Annotated in this window: 10 protein-coding genes and 7 pseudogenes; 7 read left to right on the forward strand and 10 right to left on the reverse strand. The window is 68.9% G+C overall.

Annotation, left to right across the window (positions count from 1 at the left end):
• Positions 1 to 32: 32 nt before the first annotated feature.
• A pseudogene (locus ACFWU6_RS00280) lies at positions 33 to 871 on the reverse strand (SDR family oxidoreductase).
• Between the two features lie 24 nt (positions 872 to 895).
• Here ACFWU6_RS00280 and ACFWU6_RS00285 point away from each other — a divergent pair.
• The gene (locus ACFWU6_RS00285) at positions 896 to 1,459 is read left to right on the forward strand and encodes a TetR/AcrR family transcriptional regulator (protein ID WP_383804137.1); all 564 of its coding nucleotides are present in this window, start codon (positions 896 to 898) and stop codon (positions 1,457 to 1,459) included.
• Between the two features lie 207 nt (positions 1,460 to 1,666).
• Here the strand turns inward: ACFWU6_RS00285 and ACFWU6_RS00290 are convergent, their stop codons facing one another.
• On the reverse strand, positions 1,667 to 2,875 hold the full coding sequence (locus ACFWU6_RS00290; protein WP_383976979.1) for an IS701 family transposase: 1,209 nt from the start codon (positions 2,873 to 2,875) through the stop codon (positions 1,667 to 1,669).
• Positions 2,876 to 2,971: 96 nt separating this feature from the next.
• Between ACFWU6_RS00290 and ACFWU6_RS00295 the strand changes: the two are divergent.
• Positions 2,972 to 3,832: pseudogene (locus ACFWU6_RS00295) on the forward strand (IS5 family transposase).
• Positions 3,833 to 3,861: 29 nt separating this feature from the next.
• On the opposite strand, the gene ACFWU6_RS00300 reads toward ACFWU6_RS00295, so the two are convergent.
• On the reverse strand, positions 3,862 to 4,407 hold the full coding sequence (locus ACFWU6_RS00300; protein ID WP_383804138.1) for a GNAT family N-acetyltransferase: 546 nt from the start codon (positions 4,405 to 4,407) through the stop codon (positions 3,862 to 3,864).
• A 537-nt stretch (positions 4,408 to 4,944) separates the two neighbouring features.
• Here ACFWU6_RS00300 and ACFWU6_RS00305 point away from each other — a divergent pair.
• The 3 genes and pseudogenes from ACFWU6_RS00305 to ACFWU6_RS00315 all read left to right on the forward strand — a co-directional run bounded on the left by ACFWU6_RS00305 (position 4,945) and on the right by ACFWU6_RS00315 (position 6,451).
• The gene (locus ACFWU6_RS00305; protein WP_383804140.1) at positions 4,945 to 5,169 is read left to right on the forward strand and encodes a hypothetical protein; all 225 of its coding nucleotides are present in this window, start codon (positions 4,945 to 4,947) and stop codon (positions 5,167 to 5,169) included.
• Between the two features lie 83 nt (positions 5,170 to 5,252).
• Positions 5,253 to 5,738: pseudogene (locus ACFWU6_RS00310) on the forward strand (NAD-dependent epimerase/dehydratase family protein); the annotation flags it as partial.
• A gap of 155 nt (positions 5,739 to 5,893) precedes the next feature.
• Positions 5,894 to 6,451 (forward strand): NAD-dependent epimerase/dehydratase family protein, encoded by a 558-nt coding sequence (locus ACFWU6_RS00315; protein ID WP_383804142.1) that lies wholly within the window; start codon positions 5,894 to 5,896, stop codon positions 6,449 to 6,451.
• Positions 6,452 to 6,458: 7 nt separating this feature from the next.
• Here the strand turns inward: ACFWU6_RS00315 and ACFWU6_RS00320 are convergent.
• A pseudogene (locus ACFWU6_RS00320) lies at positions 6,459 to 6,815 on the reverse strand (glycosyltransferase family 2 protein); the annotation flags it as partial.
• Between the two features lie 134 nt (positions 6,816 to 6,949).
• On the opposite strand from ACFWU6_RS00320, the pseudogene ACFWU6_RS00325 reads away from it, so the two are divergent.
• Positions 6,950 to 7,823, forward strand: a pseudogene (locus tag ACFWU6_RS00325) (glycosyltransferase family 2 protein).
• A gap of 557 nt (positions 7,824 to 8,380) precedes the next feature.
• Here the strand turns inward: ACFWU6_RS00325 and ACFWU6_RS00330 are convergent.
• The 3 genes and pseudogenes from ACFWU6_RS00330 to ACFWU6_RS00340 form a co-directional block, all read right to left on the reverse strand.
• Positions 8,381 to 9,682, reverse strand: a complete 1,302-nt coding sequence (locus ACFWU6_RS00330) for a penicillin-binding transpeptidase domain-containing protein (RefSeq protein ID WP_383976982.1) — start codon at positions 9,680 to 9,682, stop codon at positions 8,381 to 8,383.
• A 76-nt stretch (positions 9,683 to 9,758) separates the two neighbouring features.
• Positions 9,759 to 10,013 (reverse strand): annotated as a pseudogene (locus tag ACFWU6_RS00335) (transposase); the annotation flags it as partial.
• Positions 10,003 to 10,860, reverse strand: a complete 858-nt coding sequence (locus ACFWU6_RS00340; RefSeq protein ID WP_383976985.1) for a transposase family protein — start codon at positions 10,858 to 10,860, stop codon at positions 10,003 to 10,005. The pseudogene ACFWU6_RS00335 and the gene ACFWU6_RS00340, both read right to left, overlap by 11 nt.
• A 283-nt stretch (positions 10,861 to 11,143) precedes the next feature.
• On the opposite strand from ACFWU6_RS00340, the gene ACFWU6_RS00345 reads away from it, so the two are divergent.
• Positions 11,144 to 12,058: a hypothetical protein gene (locus ACFWU6_RS00345; RefSeq protein ID WP_383976988.1), complete on the forward strand. Its 915-nt coding sequence runs from the start codon at positions 11,144 to 11,146 to the stop codon at positions 12,056 to 12,058.
• 77 nt (positions 12,059 to 12,135) lie between these two features.
• On the opposite strand, the gene ACFWU6_RS00350 is transcribed toward ACFWU6_RS00345, so the two are convergent.
• The 3 genes and pseudogenes from ACFWU6_RS00350 to ACFWU6_RS00360 form a co-directional block, all read right to left on the reverse strand.
• Positions 12,136 to 13,014: a MerR family transcriptional regulator gene (locus tag ACFWU6_RS00350; RefSeq protein WP_383976991.1), complete on the reverse strand. Its 879-nt coding sequence runs from the start codon at positions 13,012 to 13,014 to the stop codon at positions 12,136 to 12,138.
• 49 nt (positions 13,015 to 13,063) lie between these two features.
• Positions 13,064 to 14,203, reverse strand: a pseudogene (locus ACFWU6_RS00355) (hypothetical protein).
• 75 nt (positions 14,204 to 14,278) lie between these two features.
• Complete coding sequence (locus ACFWU6_RS00360; protein WP_383804162.1) at positions 14,279 to 14,533, reverse strand: hypothetical protein; 255 nt, start codon at positions 14,531 to 14,533, stop codon at positions 14,279 to 14,281.
• Positions 14,534 to 14,564 lie beyond the last annotated feature (31 nt).

The following is a 14,564-nucleotide window of genomic DNA, read 5'->3' on the forward strand; positions in this document are numbered from 1 at the left end:
AGGTGCGGATCGGTGCTCGACTCGCCCGGATTTCAGGCGCCGAGCCCGTAGCCGCCGGCCACGGTGATGTCCTGGCCGGTGATGTAGCCGGCGGCGTGTGAGGCGAGGAAGGCGACTGCTTCCGCGACCCCCTGGCTGGATCCGAAGCGCTCGAAGGGGATCTTCGAGCGCATGGCGTCCCGGCCGCTCTCGGGCACCCCCAGCTTGTTGAGCAGCGGGGTGTCGGTGGCCCCGGGGCTCACGGCGTTGACGCGCATCCTGCGCGGGGCCAGTTCGAGCGCGAGCGAGGGCAGCATGGCCAGCAGCGCGTCGCGCGTCGCCGCCTCCACCGTGGCGCCAGGGGTGCCGCGCCGGGATCCGATGCCGACGGTCAGCACGACCGAGCCGTCGTCGTTCATGAGGGGAAGGGCCTTTTGGAGGGTGAAGTACTGGCCCTTGAAGTTGAGGTCGGCGTGCTCGTCGAACGATTCCTCCGTCACCTCGGCAACCGGTGCCGGACGAAGATCCCGGCGTTCAGGAAGAGCAGGTCCAGCGATCCGGACCGCGCCGACACCGCCGACATCAGGGCGTCGGTGTCAGAGAGCACGCGCCCGTCGGCTCGGACGACGAGTACGTCGCCGGGGAGCTCGGAGCGCGCCCGCGCGAGGGACTCGGGATTCTGTCCGGTGACCGCGACCCGGTGACCGCGGGCGTGCAGCAGCTCGGCCGTCGTTCCGCCGATCCCGGTCGTCCCCCCGGTGATGAGGGCTGTGGGCATGGCAAACCTCTCGTCGCTGAAGCGATGGGTGAGACCACCCGCAATCGGGGACCTCCCCGTTTGCCTCACCGTACACTGAACCGGGGATGTCCCCGAATCGTTCCCGAGCTTCATCCGACACTCACGATCGCGAAGGTCATGACACCTCCACGCAGCACCCTGCGCGCCGACGCGCAGCGCAACCGCGAGCAGCTGATCGCCACGGCCGCCGAAGCCTTCGCGTCCGGACGCGCGATCTCGCTGGACGCGATCGCCAAACGCGCGGGAGTGGGGAACGCCACCCTGTACCGGCACTTCCCCACCCGAGAGGATCTGGTCGAAGAGGTCTACCGGGACCAGATCCGGCCCTTGCGCGAAGATGCGCGCACCCTGCTGGCTACCAAGCCGCCGGCGCAGGCCCTCCACGCGTGGATGCTCCGATTCGCCGACTGGGCCGGTGAACGACGCGGCATCTGCGAGGCCCTGGTCGCCATGAGCGCTTCCGGCCGCTTCGGCACCGGACCGGTCTGCGACGAGGTCCAGCAGGTCCTGGCGATGGTGCTCGAGGCCGGCGCCGCAGCAGGAGAACTGCGCAGCGACATCCACCCGGTGGAGGTAGGCGGCATCCTCGCCGGTTTGCTCTCCGTGGCCGGCGCACCCGAGCAGCGCCCCCAGCTGAACCGAATGCTGGACGTCGTCGTCGACGGACTCAGGCCCCGCTAAGCGATACGCCGGCGATGCGTGGCGGGAGCGGGCCAGCAGCACCGAGGTGGAGGTGCCACCCTCAGCGTCGTGTGTCAAGGCACTGTGGCCTAGTAGTGCTTTGTTAGCTGCTGTCGTAGGGCTGTCTGGTGGTTTGTCGGCAGGTTGGGCAGGTGCCGGTCCAGGTGGCGAGTAGGTGTTGGAGGAGGTCCAGGGCCTGGTAGAGGGTCAGGCCCTGGCAGGGGCTTTTGGGGCCCTCCGCTGTTCGGTCAGGAACAGGTGGGCGGCGGTGACGAGGGTGACGTGGCGGTGCCAGCCGGTGAAGGAGCGGCCCTCGAAGTGGTCCAGGCCCAGGACGGTTTTCAGTTCGCGGTAGTCGTGCTCGATCCGCCAGCGGGTCTTCTCGAGGCGGACGAGGTCTTTGGCGGGAATGTCGGCGGGCAGGTTCGAGATCCAGTACTTCACCGGCTCTGTTTCACCGTCGGGCCACTGGGCGATCAGCCAGGTGAGGGGGATGGTGCCGTCGGCGGCGGGTTTGGGCCGGCGGCCCGCGAGGCGGACCCGCAGGAGCACGAAGTGCGAGCTCATCGCCCCCTTCGAGCCCTTGCGCCAGGTCAGTGTGCGTCCCGCCTGGCGGCCGGCGGCCAGCACGTGCTCGCGTAAGGAGACCGGCCGGGTGCGGTAACGGGGCAACGGCCTGGGCCCCAGCCCGCCGTATGCGGGCCGCTGTGGTTCGGCCTCCTCGCCGTGGGCAGTCATCTCGGCTTTCACCTGCAGGACGTAGGCCAGGCCCCGGTCTTCCAGGCCGTGGCGGAAGTCCGCGTTCGCTCCGTAGCCGGTGTCCGCGACCAGGACGGCGGGCCGCAGGCCGTTGCCGTCGAGTTCGTCGAGCATGTCCAGGGCGAGTTGCCACTTGGGACGATGGTGCTCGGTATCGGGGATCCGGCAGGCTCGCCTGCGGACCTCGGCATCCGGCCCGTCCCAGACCGCCGGCAGGAACAAACGCCAGGACAGCGGGCAGGAGGCCGTGTCCGAGGCGGCGTGGACGCTGACGCCGATCTGGCAGTTGCCGACCTTGCCCAGCGTGCCCGAGTACTGCCGGGCCACCCCGGGCGAGGCGGTGCCGTCTTTGGGAAACCCGGTGTCGTCCACCACCCAGACCTCGGGCCGCACCGCGGCCACGGCCCGCCAAGCGAGCCGGGCCCGGACGTCTTCGACCGGCCAGGTCGAAGACGTCATGAACTGCTGCAGCTGCTGGTGATCGATACCCAGGCGTTCGGCCATCGGCTGCATCGACTTCCGTCGGCCGTCCAGCAACAGCCCCCGCACATACAACAGGCCCTTCTCACGTTGGTCCCGCCGCACCAGCGGCGCGAACACCTCCGAGACGAACTCCTCCAACCGGCCCCGAACCGCAGCAAGCTCCCCAGCCCTCATGCAACCAGCGAACTACCGCAGACGGGACCTGACAAGACCAGCTAACAAAGCACTACTAGAGCGTGTCTCCTTGACTCGCTTGTCGGTTGATCAGATGTGTCCGTCCGGTTAGTGATCACTGATGCGATGTGGGACCGGATCGAGCCGTGGATGCCGGCCGATCCGGTCCGGGGTCGGCGATGGGCCGAGCACCGCCGAACCCTGGAGGCCATCGCGTGGAAATACCGCACCGGCTCGCCCTGGCGGGACCTGCCAGACGAGCTGGGCTCGTTCCAAACCGCTCACAAAACAGCTGCTCAGGTGGGCCGTGGACGGCACTTGGGAACGGATCCTCGCCGTGCTTCGGGCAGTGGCCGCCGGTGCTGACGACATCGGCTGGACCGTGTCGGTGGACTCCACCATCTGCCGAGCGCACCACCACGCCGCCGGAGCCAGAAAAAAGGGACGCCAGATCGGGCTGAGCCTGACGACCATGCGCTCGGACGTTCCCGCGGCGGCCTAAGCACGAAAGTCCACCTCGCCAGCGACAGCCATGCACGACCCTTTGCCCTCCGCGTCACCGCGGGCCAGGCAGGCGACGCACCAGCCTTCGAAGCCGTCATGACCGGCATTCGTGCTCCGCGAAGCGGGCCGGGAAGACCGAGGTCCCGACCAGACGCCGTCCTAGTGGACCGCGCGTGCTCATCCCGCGCGATCCGAAGCCATCTCCGCAGACGCGGGATCCGAGCAGTCATCCCTCAGTCCTCCGACCAGATCCGCCACCGTCTGCGACGAGGCCGAACCGGTGGTCGGCCACCCGTCTTCGACGCCGGGACACACAAGCAGCGCAACGCGGTCGAACGGTGCATCAACCGGCTCAAGCAGTGGCGCGGTCTGGCCATGCGGACGGAAAAGCTGGCCATCGCCTACCAGGCTGCCCTCCACCTCGCCGCCACCCTCATCTGGGCTCGCGAGTGATCGAAAAGACACGCCTCAGGGGTTGTCGGTCACAGGGGATCGAGGAGCATCAGGACCTCGTCTCGGGTGTCGTCGGGCGCGAAGCGCAAGGCGCTGGGCCAGCGGCCGACCTCCCGCCATCCCAGGCGGCCGTAGAAGTCCTCCAACCCTTCTCTCCCCCGGGCCGTGAGACGGAGCTGCTCAAGCCCCAGCTCGTCACGGGCCACCGTCCGCAACTCTCGCATGAGAGCGGACCCAACACCACGGCTGCGGAAGCCAGGGTGGGTCTGGAGGTGGTGGACCGTTCCCCAGTGTGCGACGAGCCGAAAGGGATCACTTTTGAGGACAACCCATCCGGCAAGAGCCTCACCGAACCTGGCGATGATGAGGCGGCTGCGCGACGGGTCGAGATGGCTGAGGAGCTCGTCTGCGACCGGTGCGACGTCGTCGTCATGGACCGGAGGGAAAGGAAATCCCGCAGCACCACCCGCGTTCGTGACTGCGATCCAGCAGTCGACGAGCTGACGCCTCAGGTCGGAAGGGACCTCATGTGTCCCGGTGACCTGAGTGAGAGTGGGCGTGATCTTCTGCTTCATGCGCAGGAGCATCCCAGTCGGTGCTGACATCGAAGTGAGCCGAGCCTCCGGAGCCACCTACTACTCACGCCTTCAAGGAGACACCCCTAGCCGATGGAGCGTCCAGCCGTTCAGGTCCTCGATGTCCTCGGGTGAGGCTAGAGGGTTGGCCAGTAGTCGGGTGTTCTCCTCGAAGATTTCCTCGGCCCGGCGATAGGAGAGCGTGCCCGGCCGGTTTCGGAGCACACGTCCGGCGTGGGTGTTCCGGCCGGGGCCTTGCGGTCGGTGAGCAACAGCGGGCCGCGGGTGCGACGGGCGATCTGTTCCTCAGCAAGGGCCTTGACCGACCCCTGTACCTGTTCCCGTACGACCACCAGCGCCGCGGGGAGCGGCGGAGGCGGGGGCGGAGGACGGCCGGCGCGTCGTGCCCGCCTACGGCTCCCCCTCCCCCGCGCTCCTCGCCCGTTCCGCACGGGGCCTGGCCCACTTCCTCGACGCTGCTGCCGGCCGGGAGTCGGACACCGATGCCGGAAGCGGAGGGGCAGGCAGGGGCGGGGCGTGAATCACGGCAACGGCTTCGGCCACGAGGACCATCCGCTGCTCGGCCGCCCGGTCCGCGACATCGCTTCCGGCGCCGAGGGCCGGCTGATGGCGGTGGTCGTCGAGGAGGTCGCCACCCACGCGGGCCCGCGCCGGACCCGGCGCGCCTACATCCGCCCGGAGGGCGGCGGCCGCGAGCTGGCGACCGCGGTGGGCAACGTCGAACCGCTCGCCGCCCGCTGATCTCGCCCCCCTCACCTTGCCCCCCTTGCCCCCTGACCTCGCACTGGTCCGACCTGACCGCCGGGCCGCCGGCCCCTGGCCGTATGGCCCCGGGCTCCCGGGCCCCGGCCCCGTACAGGCCCAGAACCCCCGACCGGCGCCCGTATCGCCCCCGGCGCTGCTTCCGCCGTCACCCCCGGAGGTACACCGTGCACCACCGCTCCCCCTTCGCCGCCCTCGCCGGCGCCACCGTCCTGGTGACCGGCGGCGCGGGGCTCGTCGGCTCCCGCATCACCGCCCGGCTGCGCGCCCTGGGCGCCCGCCCCGTCTCCCTGTGCACCATGGACGCCTACCCGGACCACGTCTACACCGGCCTGTTCGGCGTCGACCGCAGCGACCCGGACGTGGTGACCGGGGACGTCCGCGACGTCCCGCTCGTCCGCAGGCTGGTCGCGGAGTCCGACTACGTCATCCACGCCGCCGCCCTCGCGGACGTCGCCGCCTGCACCCGCGATCCGCTGGCCGCCATCGGCACCAACATCGCCGGTACGCAGACCGTCCTGGACGCGGTCGCCGCCGCCGGCGACCGCGTGCGCCGCATGGTGTTCGTCTCCTCGGCCAGCGTCTACGGCGACGGCAGCCCGGAAGAGGCCGCCCATCCCGACCTGGTGACCATGCGCCAGCTCCTGGAAGCGGTCCACGGGCGGATCCCTTCCCAGTTCCACGAGGGCCACCGGATGCGGCGGTGTCGGTGTACGGGAACACGAAGGCGTGGGGCGAGGAGCAGACCGCCGTCGTCCTCGGGCAGGTGGGCATCTCGTACGCCGTCGTCCGGTACTTCTCGGTCTACGGCGAGCCGCAGAGCGTCAAGCGGGGCAGCCACTCCTGGGTGGTGGCGTGGTTCGCCGCGCGGGCCTCACTGGGGCTGCCGCTCCACCTCAACGGCGGAGGTCGGCAGGTACGCGACCTCACCCACGTCGACGACATCGCCGAGGGGACGCTGCACGCGCTGACCAGCCCCCGCGCCCACGCCGAGACCGTCAACATCGGCACCGGGACGGCGACGAGCATCCGGGACGTGGCCGAGCTGGTCCGCGCCCACTACCCGGGCACGGAGCTGCTGGAGACCCCGCTGCCGGCGGGTGACCCGCTCGGCGGGTACGCCTCGGTCCGGCGGATGGAGGGCGTTCTGGGCTGGCGGCCGGAGGTGACCGTCGCCGAGGGCGTGGCCCGCTACGTCCGCTGGCTGCGCGACACCCCGCAGGCGGCGCCGGGCTGGCTGCGCCAGAACGCCCTCACCTGAAGACGGTTCAGATCACCGGGGGCCGGCCCAGCCGGGCCATGCGCACCACGGTGCGCCAGCCCATCGGACGCCGGGGACCGCCGCTGGTACGCACACCTTCGGCGAACCCGGAGAACCAGGCACCGAGGCCGGCCCGCGACCGGGTACGGGCCACGGTCAGCGCAGTCCACACCCCGAGGTAGACGGGCACGAGGGGCGCGGGCAGATGCCGCTTGGCGAGCCAGACCCGGTTGCGGGCGGTCATGCGGTAGTAGACCGCGTGCCGGGCCGGGGAGGTCTTCGGGTGCTGGAGCAGCAGCTGGGGTTCGTAGAGGATGTCCCAGCCGTCGTCGAGCACCCGCCAGGCGAGGTCGGTCTCCTCGTGTTTTCCGACCTCGGAGCCCTCAGCGTGCCGATTGACGTGGGATGGCACGTGGCGGACATGTGTGTGAGGTCGTGAGGTGGCCACGTCCCGCGACGCTAGCATCGGCAGTCTGCCGACCATTGGAGTTCGCCACTTTGTCGTTGCCGCGTATCGGAGTCGTCATCGTGACCATGGGCACTCGCCCGCGGGAGCTGGAGGCTCTGCTCGCTTCGGTGGAGAAGCAGGATGTGCCTGCGGCGGGTAGCTCTGGTGGGCAACGCAACGCCCCTCACCTAGATCTCGACGGAGGCGACCAAGATTCCACTTGAGGAGAATCTGGGCTGTCCCGGCGGCCGCAACGTCGGTTTGGCGATGCTGCGCGACTCCGGCGAGGTCGACGTCGTCATCGAACTGGACGACGACGGCCTGCTCATCGCCAACGACGTGTTCCGTAAGGTCCAGCAGCTGTTCGCGGAGGACCCGAAGTTGGGGATCATCGGGTTCAGGGTCGCTGACGAGCACGGACAGACGGAGCGACGCTGGGTGCCCCGGTTGCGTGCGGACGATCCGATGCGCCGCGGCTTGGTGACCGCCTTCCTCGGCGGTGGCCACGCCTTCTCGATGCCCATGCTCCGGCAGATCGATCTGTGGCCGGCGGAGTTCTTCTTTGGGCATGAAGAGTCCGATCTGGCATGGCGTGCGCTTGATGCGGGGTGGAAGATCCTTTACGAACCCGAGCTCGTCCTCCAACATCCGAGGACGTCCCCCGCTCGACACGCGGTCTACTACCGGTTCACTGCCCGAAACCGTGTCTGGCTGGCCCGCCGCCGACTCCCGATCCCCCTGATTCCGGTCTATCTCGGCGTATGGATCCTCCTCGCCATGGTGCGGATGCGGTCCCTGGCGGGCGCGAAGGCATGGTGGGGCGGTTTCCTCGAGGGTGCGCGAACGCCGTGCGGCCCGCGCAAGCCGATGAAGTGGCGCACGGTTTGGCGTATGACCCGGCTGGGGCGCCCGCCGATTCTCTGAATAGTCCTCGCCCCGTGCCCAGCCGTCAGGTCCGACACGGCTTCGCCCATCAAGACAAGGCCCAAAAGCCTCCCGCATTCCCGGGGATCGTCACCCTCACCCAAAGACACGATTTCCATCCACTCGCACCATGCCACGAATGCTCTGAGCGTCCTGGTGCAGTTCGCCGTCCTCACCACGCACGGGCTGTCGGACCATCTTTCGATCGCTGGATACTTTCGCTGATCCTCCCGGCTGAAGGCAGCCGGATGGGAAGAGCAACTCACGGGCACACCCGCGGGAGCCTTGGTATCACGACGTGGAAAGCGGCGCCCGCGCTCTAACGAACTCGTGGCGGGCCACACAGCCCCGAGTAGGGACTTGAGCACACACCGATTCGGCGGACGCTTTCGGCGGCAAGGTCGTACGGTTGATGTTACTCATGCGGGCATGCCCAAAGGCTTGCCCATCGCCGTCGGAGACTCGATTGGCGGCTTGCCCGCTCTGGTGGCGAGGGACAAGCCGCGTTTCGCGCCCGATCGGAGGCACGTGCACGGTCGTCTCGGAACGGCCGGGACTCACTTCCGAGTGGCTGCGGAAATCCGTTCTGCGACCTGGCTGGCCTGGGACGTGGAGTCAGCGGAAGAGGAGATGTAGACGGCGATGGCCACTGGCCGGCCAGCCGAGGTTCGGGTGACCGACAAGGCCCAGGCGGCCGAAGCGGAGGGTACCCACGTGCCGAACGAGTCCCCGAGCGCCGACCGCAACTGATCCGCAGTACGCTGGGCGACGACACGCTGAGCGGGCATGGCTGTTTTCGAACCGGTGACGATGTTGGGATGAACGCGGCTGCCACCGTTCACAAGTAGAGCCATCACCATGGCCATCTGTACCGGGGTGCTCTTCACCTCGAACAGGCCGTTGGCCATGAGGGCCAGCTGGGTGGGATTCTCGGGCTTGCGCGGCCAGGTGCTGTCGAAGGCACGCACCGGCGTATCCATCATGTCGTTGTTGAATCCGAACGTCTGGGCTGTCGATGCCAGCGCGTCGGCGCCGAGGTCGGAAGCGATACGGGCGAAGACGTTCGCGCACGCATACCGCAGGGCTGCGCGAAGGGTGGCATCGGTGCAGTGCGTGGGATCACCGGAGAACTGGGTGGTGCTGTCCGGGGCGGCGTAGACTGCTGGGCTCCGAGTTGGCGTGTCCACCGACGGCAGCAGGCCCTTCTCCAGGGCAGCGGCCGCGACAAGGACGTGGATAGCTGACCCTGGGTTGTCCACGAGGCGTAGGGCGCGGTTGGACAGGGGCTTGTCGCCGTCGTCCTTCAGCTGGACCCAGGCCCGTTGATCGGCTATGGCGTTCCCGCTGAATGTTCCGGGGTCGTACGACGGGGTGCTCACCTGTCCAAGGATGTCGCCTGTCTGCGCGTCGAGGACGATTGCAGCCCCACGCTGACCTCGTAGCCCGTCGTAGGCGGCACGTTGTACAGCCGGGTCGATGGTAGTCACCACATCCTTGCCCGCCTTGATGTCGTCGGCCAGGAGGGACTCAAGCTGGGTAGCGCCAAAGGCCAGGGACCAGTACCCGGTGACCGCCGCGTACAACTCGCCCTCTGTGTATGTGCGTTTGAACGGCGCTATGGCGATGCCTGACCGCTCCGATCCCGTGATGGGGCGCCCGGCAACCAGGATGTCGCCAGGGCTTCCGTCCTGCTTGGGAGGGCGCGGCTTCGCATCCGGAGTCTGTCCGGTCTTGCCCGTGGCCGTCGGGCTGGTTGTAGCTGCGGTTCCGTGTTCCGCGGTGCAGCCCGACATGGAGGCGGCGAGCAGTGTGGCGAGGGTGGTGACCAGGACGCCAGAGGCGCGGAGCGAAATGGGCATGCGGGCATCCTATGAGCTCGAAATGATCTACGCCCGCGCGATGGATGCGCCAGACGGTCGCGCAAAAAGGATGGTGCTCCCACGCCTTGCAGTCGTTGCGGTTGCCGGGCAGCGACCGGGCGACGACGTGCCGGGTGTCGGCGTCGATGGCGACCTGGTGGTTATCGAGTACTGGTCGTTCTTCGACTGCTCGGCCACCGTGTGGTCGCGGCTGGGAACCAGGGTGCCGTCCACGATCACCACGGTGCCCTTGCGGAACCTCCAGCATGCGGTCGGCGGCTGACTTCGACACCCCGAAGAGCGGCGCGAGCTTGGAAAACTCACGTGTGGTCGCGCAGAGGACGGAGCGGACGGACGGACGCAGGCGGCTGCTGTTCGAGCAGAAGCGCCTGAAGGTCCGCGATCTTGCGGTCTTGGGCGCGGTTGTTGTCTCGGGCGGCGGCGAGTCGGTCCGCTCGTAGTGCCGCTCCCACGACCGAGGCAGACTCGCCTTGCCCGGTCGGCCGGCGGCGATGTAGCGCTCCCGGTGCTGAGCACAGCCGCTGGGCGAGCCAGGCGGCCAGGCTGGATGCCTCCCGGTCCGGGAGCAGGTCGATCGGACGGCGGGTTTCGACGTCCACCAGGACGGTGCCGTAGTGGCGGCCCTTGCGGGTGGCGTATTCGTCGACACCTACCACTTGCGGTGCGGGCACCTCCGGTTCAGGCAGCGCGTCGACAACACGCAGGATCGTGCTTCGGCTGACGGACACGCCAAAGAGAGCAGCCAGCCGGGCGCCGGCCCGGCCGGCCAGGGCGAGGCCGACTGCGGCCAGGGCCGAATGCAGCCGTTCGGTGCGCTGGCCGTACCTGCGGGTCAGGCCGGGTATCTGCTCCACGAAGGTCCGACGTGGGCACTTGGCGTTCCGGCACCGGAACCGCCGGACTCGTAACTGGAGTACGACCCGTCGTCCTGCGCTCGGTACGTCGGCGGGAAAACGCAGGTAGGAGCTGTGGACTCGGGCCGACCAAGACCCCCACCCGGGACAGACAGCCCCAGCCGCGGCGCCTTGCGCATCGACCCGCACTATCTCGATACTCACGTCCACCGACAGCACCGCGATGTCCGCGATCGACGGCAACAACAGCTCCTTCAGCCAGAGCACGACCTCTTCCACGGCCCGGACTCTCAGCCCAACCACCCGGACAACTGCCTATTTTCGGGCGATCTCAGGCGCTGCCGGAAGAAGACCAGCCGTCACTCAGAGTGGCCGCTGCACGAAAGCTGTGGCAGAACCCGGGTTGTGAAGCCAGTTGTTCACGGGTTTGGGTTCCGGCTCACTTTCCGTGAAGCCTGCACGCTGAGTGACGGTTGTAGGTGAGGCGTTGGATCGATTGCTGCCCTGGGAGCAAAGGGTTCGCTGGACGGACTTGGCTTCCAGGGGCCGCACTATCAGCCACACCGCACCCGGCACGGTGATCGCGATGATGGGTCGTCAGAGATGGTTCACGGTGGCCGCGCTGTCCGACCAGAGCCATTTCGTGTTCTCGCCAGCGGCGGATCACACACCCATCGGGCCGGACCTCGGATTCACCATCCAGCTGTCCGACATCCCCGTCAGCCGCAAGGTCGGCACCGCCCCCATCACCCTCACGGAATCGTCCCGCACCGGAACCTCCGCGTTCCAGGACCGGGCCACCGTCTTCAGCATCGGCAAGTTCCCCGCCGACTTCTACCTGCGCAACTTCCAGTGCGAACCGCTCATCATCCCCAACGGCGGCGACGTCACGCTCACCTGGGAGCGCTCCGCCAACGCCACCTACGAGCTCCTCTATCCCGGCGTCGAACGCGACGTCACCGACCGCACCAGCCTGGAACTCGAAGGCATCAAGTCCGACACCACCTTCTACCTCCGCGCCACCACCGGCGACCCCACCAACCCCGTCACCCGCATCCTCTCCACCCAGGTCACCGTCCTCAAACCCGACCTCGACATCGGCAACCTCACCGTCCACGGCAGCCTGAACGCCGTCGGAAGCGCCACCCGGCTCTATCACTACGGCTACCAGGGGCCCGGGCATGAGTTCTTCAACACGACCGAGGTCGGATGGACAGCGCACTCCTCCGCAGGTTTCGCGATCGTCAACATCGGCGGCGTGACGGGCAGCGAATTCCGATTCCTGCTCGACTCGGAGACGGTCAAGACCGCGGGTGACATGCAGAGGCCCGGCGGTGGCTACAGCGGACACTCGGCCACCCTCCCTGTGAAATGCGGCGAGAAGTTCAGCTTCCGCATGCTCATGACCGGGACACCCGTGCCGTACAGCACCGAGGTGTACTGGGTGCCACTCAGCCTGGTCACGACGCCACCCACACAGGACTACATCAAGCACGAATGAGCCTCGGCCGGCATGTGGGAAGAGTCGATCATGAACGCGACCGGTTGTCGGGCCACGTCAGTGCCAGGCTCAGGCGATCAGCTGTCCGCGGAGTGGGCGTCGGCAAGGGCCTCACCGAGGAGTCGTCCGGCGAGTTCCATGCAGCGCATCCGGGCAGGAGAGAAGTCATAAGGCATCTTGGTGATGGCTGCGGCGGCACTCATCTCTGTGCCCTCCTCCCCTTTCAGGTCGGCGTCGTAGGTCTCGAAGATCTTCTCCTCGGCCGCGTCGAGACCAGCTGCCTCGATGGCCTGATTCAGGGCCATTTGGTAAGCGCATCGCTGTACGGCGAGCTTTTCGACGCGCGGGTCGTCGGGTTCAACGCCGTCGTCGAGGGTGGCCTCGGCCGCCTCAAGACGGTCCTCCTCGGCCCGCAGGTCGGGGTGGGTGGCAAGCACGATGAACGTGCTGGCCTGGATGGCGGCGCCCAGCGGCCCGAAGATCCGTTCCGTGACTAGCAGGGCGTCCAGATCGGAGGGGTGCAACGCGCCCGGGGGCAGGTGGCTGAGACGGTCCGTGACCAGTTCGGAGAGCAGCCCCAGCGGGTTGCCCACCGCCTGCAGGTGCTGGACAGCCGCGCGCCGACGTTTGATGGCGGCCTCCTGCGCCGCCAAGGTTTCCTCGAGCCTGCTCAGGACCGACTCGATATCCGGGGCTTGCTCCAGGGCTTCGTCCCGGGCATCGCCGAAGGCGGCCCGCATGTCGCCCAGGCTGATACCGGCATCAGCCATCTTGCGGATCCACAGCAGGCGGATCATGTCGTCATAGCCGTAGCGGCGGCGGCCGTCCCCGCCGCGCTCTGGCTCCGGCAGCAGACCGATCTCGTGGTAGTGGCGGATGGCGCGTGGGGTGATCCCGGCGAACGCAGCGGCATCACCGATCTTGACCTGCCGGGGAGGCGTGAGGGAGGGGTACATCGCAGACAGAGCCTTTCGTGCTGTGGTGCCCCGACCCCACCACATGCCGCTACGGCATGTGCAACAACCCCAGCCAGGTGCCACCGGAGCGCGGGCACGCGCCAGCGTCCTCGCGCAGCCATGGGCCGTGGACGGCCGGCAGCCGGACCAGGGTGTGCCGGAACACTTCCGGGTCGGCCCGGAACAGGTGGCGCGGGCGCGGCGGGGCCGGGTCGAAGTCGTCGCGGAGGACGCCGTCGGGCAGGCCGCCCGAGGCGGGGACGGGCAGGTCCCGTTCGGGGAAGGCCAGCCACAGCCACACTCCGAACGGCAGCGGCACCAAGTACGCCACCGGATCGGCCGGGGGGCCCAGACCTCACCCGTCTGCGGATGGGACGGCACGAGAAGGATGTCGGCGTCCCCGCCAGGAGCCGGCCGTCCGGGTCGGGCCAGGACGGCGCGCCGCGCCTGCGGACCCGCGGGCAGCATGGCGTCGACGGCGCGTTGGAAGATTTCCCCCGCCCCGCCGTCCGGGACGATCACCGGTCGGCCTTCCGAGGCCGTCAGCAGGTGGGCGAGCGCCCGGCCGGCCGCCGCCTCCCACCGCGGGCTCCACGACCACCGGTAATGCGACCAGTGGCCCGCCCCCAGCCGGGACCCCCATGCGGTCGATCGGCTCGAACGGGGGCGTGTCCTTCCCCTGCGCCAGCAGCTCCGCCCAGGAGAGCGGTGCGGCGTCGGCGCCCTCGACGGGAAGGCGGCGCACCGCATTCGGGGCGAGCCACATCGCCTGCCAGAGCGAGCAGTCATCGATCCGGCTCGCCACGGGCAGGCCACACGCCACACAGGCCACGTTCGGGCCGCCGGCCCCGTCGAGGCCGCAGCAGTAGCCACCTCCGCGATTCTCCGGGATCAGCGCGGTGCCGCGGGCATCGCCCGGCGCGATGACGACCGCGCCGGGCGCCCCGTCGGACAGGGTGTAGACCGGCGCGTGGACACCGCGGGCGGCCGCCTCGTCCGGGTATGTCCCCTCCCACGTTCGCCAGGGCGGCCCCCATGGCTCCGGGTCCACGGCGAACGTGCCCGACTCCATGAGCACCGGGAGCTGAGTCCCGTTCCCGTACTTCTGATGGGCGTGTACCGGGAGGGCGGCCTGGGACAGAGGAACGGTCAGCTCAGCGCCGCACCCCGCACACACGAAAACGAACACATGCCCTCCGCCTGGGAAACAGAGGCATCATCGCAGCTGGCGTGCGGGCCGAGGGCGCCGGAGAGCGTGCCGCGGTCAGGGAGTGTCGCCGTCCCAGCGGAACGGGCCTCGGGGGTCGGCCTCGGAGGGGCTGTAGAGCGCTCGCCCGCCGGGTCCGAACAGCCCGCGGTCGGTGATCAGGAGCGCGCCCACCGCCCGATCCTGCTCGGTCCAGCCGGTGACGTCGAAGAGCTGGCCGTCGAGGGGGCCGCCCAGCAGGCCGACGTACTCGTGTCCGGACACCGGCCCGGCCCAGTGGCTGTCGTCGCCGCAGTACACCCGCGCATCCATCGTGCTCACCCCACCCGCCTGCCCCGTCCGC

It is taken from the genome of Streptomyces sp. NPDC058674 (assembly GCF_042716505.1).
In the GTDB taxonomy this organism is placed as follows: domain Bacteria; phylum Actinomycetota; class Actinomycetes; order Streptomycetales; family Streptomycetaceae; genus Streptomyces.

Excerpts from the sequence above, each read along its gene's own strand:
- ACFWU6_RS00285 (WP_383804137.1), top strand. The coding sequence starts at position 896 with ATGACACCTCCACGCAGCACCCTGCGCGCCGACGCGCAGCGCAACCGC.
- ACFWU6_RS00290 (WP_383976979.1), bottom strand. The coding sequence starts at position 2,875 with ATGAGGGCTGGGGAGCTTGCTGCGGTTCGGGGCCGGTTGGAGGAGTTC.
- ACFWU6_RS00300 (WP_383804138.1), bottom strand. The coding sequence starts at position 4,407 with ATGAAGCAGAAGATCACGCCCACTCTCACTCAGGTCACCGGGACACAT.
- ACFWU6_RS00330 (WP_383976982.1), bottom strand. The coding sequence starts at position 9,682 with ATGCCCATTTCGCTCCGCGCCTCTGGCGTCCTGGTCACCACCCTCGCC.
- ACFWU6_RS00345 (WP_383976988.1), top strand. The coding sequence starts at position 11,144 with ATGATGGGTCGTCAGAGATGGTTCACGGTGGCCGCGCTGTCCGACCAG.
- ACFWU6_RS00350 (WP_383976991.1), bottom strand. The coding sequence starts at position 13,014 with ATGTACCCCTCCCTCACGCCTCCCCGGCAGGTCAAGATCGGTGATGCC.
- ACFWU6_RS00360 (WP_383804162.1), bottom strand. The coding sequence starts at position 14,533 with ATGGATGCGCGGGTGTACTGCGGCGACGACAGCCACTGGGCCGGGCCG.